The organism is Streptomyces sp. rh34 (assembly GCF_002551245.1).
Classification (GTDB): Bacteria; Actinomycetota; Actinomycetes; order Streptomycetales; family Streptomycetaceae; genus Streptomyces.
Genome location: NZ_NTGZ01000528.1, coordinates 1 through 1291 on the forward strand (window position 1 = coordinate 1; position 1291 = coordinate 1291).

Below are 1291 nucleotides of genomic sequence, written 5' to 3' on the forward strand. Positions count from 1 at the left end.
CTCCCTCGCGCCATCAGAGATGTGTATAAGAGACAGGCCCGGCGGCGGCCACCTGGGCGGCGATCCGCCCGACGGCCTGCGCACCGGACGCGGACGGGCTCGTCGCGTCCCGTTCGTACGCCACCAGGGTCCGGGAGGGCAGCGGCGGCAGTGCCCGGGCGGCGACGGGGGCGGCCGGGGTGGCGGCCGCCGGCACCGGGGTGGGCTCCAGCCCGTCCATGGGGTCGCCGGCGGAGGACCGGGGCGGGGCCGCCTCGGCGTCCGGCGCGGCCGGGGTGGCCGGGACGCCTGGGGTGGCCGGGGTGGCCGGGACGCCTGGGGTGGCCGGGGTGCCCGGGACTCCGTTGGTGGCCTGGCCGTTGGTGGCCTGGACGCTGTTGGTGGCCGGTGTCGGCGCGCCGGGCTCGGGCCCCGTGGGCGCCCCCGGCATCGCCGGCCCGCCCAGGTCGGGAACGGCGGGGCGGGTCAATTGCCAGTCGTTCGCCGTTGGTTCGGTCAGAGCGAACAGGTTGGGCGCCAGGACGGGCAGTTCGCCGTCGGCCGCGTCCGGGGCGGTCAGCTCGACCGGGGACGTGCTCCACCACACGGGGCGGCCCAGCCTGCGGGAGACGTTCCGGGCCACCGCGGCGTCCGGGCCGCTCAACCCGTCGAGCACCAGCAGGACCGGCGTCGACGGGTCGCTGTGGCGCAGTGTGGTGTCGGCGGCCAGCAGCTCGGCGAACTCCGCGGCCGGCATCCGGTAGGAGACCGTCCCCACCGTCACCTGGACGTGGCCGCTGTCCTCCAGGTCCACCGACGCCCGTACGGCGTAGGGAACCGGCCGGTCCTTCCCTTCCGCGTCCTGCCCGGTCCACGGCGCGGCCACCGTCGTGTCCGCCACCCGGAAGCTGTCCAGCCGGGGCAGGAGGGCCGAGCCGTCGTGCCAGTGCCGGCCGAGCCCGATCGCCGCTCCCAGGGACGTGAACAGTGCGGGTGCCGCGAGGGCGCCGTGCGCCTCGGCCGCGTACGCGCCGGCCACATCCGGGTCGGCCATGTTCCGGCCTGCCGCGAACCCCTGGGTGAGCAGGGCGCGCGCGCCCTCGCGCAGCGCGTCGTCCACCGCGACGGCCGGGTCGAGGTGGAGGGCGCGGGCGGTGAGCGCGTCCGCGGCCGGACCGGACAGTGTCTCCTCCGCCCGGACCCGCGCCCAGAACATCCGGGCCCGGTGCGTCGGCGCGGAAGCCGGGTCGGACAGCCCCAGCGCGGCGACGGCCGCCCGGTCCACCTCCGCCGCTGTCTCTTATACACATCT

General features: G+C 77.3%; 1 protein-coding gene. It reads right to left on the bottom strand.

Features of this window, described 5'->3' with window-relative positions:
- Positions 1–13 precede the first annotated feature (13 nt).
- Positions 14–1264, bottom strand: a complete 1251-nt coding sequence (locus CR470_RS37955) for a hypothetical protein (protein ID WP_097872290.1) — start codon at positions 1262–1264, stop codon at positions 14–16.
- Between the last annotated feature and the right edge of the window lie 27 nt (positions 1265–1291).